The following is a 1,160-nucleotide window of genomic DNA, read 5'->3' on the forward strand; positions in this document are numbered from 1 at the left end:
GAGCGCCGCCGCGCGGACCTCCTCGAGGTCATGGCGAGCGAGTGCGGCAAGACGCTCGATCAGGGCGATCCCGAGGTCTCCGAGGCGATCGACTTCGCGCACTACTACGCGACGCTCGCGCGCGAGCTCGACGCGGTGGACGGCGCGCGCTTCGTCCCGAGCCGGCTCACGGTCGTGACCCCGCCATGGAACTTCCCCGTGGCGATCCCCGCCGGCTCGACGCTCGCGGCACTCGCAGCGGGCTCCGCCGTCGTTATCAAGCCCGCGAAGCAGGCGCGGCGCTCCGGCGCCGTCATGGTCGCCGCGATCTGGGACGCGCTCGACGCCGCCGGGATCCCGCGCGACGTCCTCCAGTACGTCCAGCTCGAGGAGCGCGCGCTCGGGCAGCGGCTCGTGGCGCACGCCGACGTGGACCGAGTGATCCTCACGGGCGGCTACGAGACCGCGCAGCTGTTCCGCTCATTCCGCAAGGATCTGCCGCTCCTCGCCGAGACGTCCGGCAAGAACGCGATCATCGTGACGCCAAGCGCGGATCTGGACCTCGCCGCGCGCGACGTCGCCCAGTCCGCGTTTGGGCACGCTGGCCAGAAGTGCTCGGCGGCCTCGCTCGTGGTGCTCGTCGGCTCGGTCGCGAAGTCCAAGCGCTTCCACCACCAGCTCCTCGACGCCGTGCAGTCCCTCCACGTGGGGTACCCGTGGGACCCGCGAAGCCAGATGGGCCCGGTCATCGAGCCCCCGGGTGAGAAGCTCGAGCGCGGCCTCACGCAGCTCGGCCTGGGCGAGCACTGGGTGCTCGAGCCGCGCCAGCTCGACGGCTCCGGCAAGCTCTGGAGCCCCGGCGTGCGCACCGGCGTCCGCCCCGGATCCGAGTACCACCTCACCGAATACTTCGGCCCGGTGCTCGGCGTCATGACCGCGCCGACGCTCGAGGCGGCCGTGCGGCTCGTCAACGAGGTCGACTACGGGCTCACCTCGGGCCTGCATTCGCTCGACGGCGCGGAGATCGCGTACTGGACTTCGACCATCCAGGCCGGCAACCTCTACGTGAACCGCGGCATCACGGGCGCGATCGTGCGGCGGCAGCCGTTCGGCGGCTGGAAGAAGTCGGCGGTCGGCGCGGGCACGAAGGCCGGCGGCCCGAACTACCTCGTGGGCCTCGG

General features: G+C 72.0%; 1 protein-coding gene. It reads left to right on the forward strand.

Annotated features, from left to right (window positions below):
• Positions 1 to 1,160: aldehyde dehydrogenase family protein (locus ACLN58_RS22415; protein ID WP_415857410.1), on the forward strand; the 1,160-nt coding region annotated here is incomplete at both ends.

This window comes from Sinomonas sp. G460-2 (assembly GCF_047759905.1).
Lineage (GTDB): Bacteria > Actinomycetota > Actinomycetes > Actinomycetales > Micrococcaceae > Sinomonas.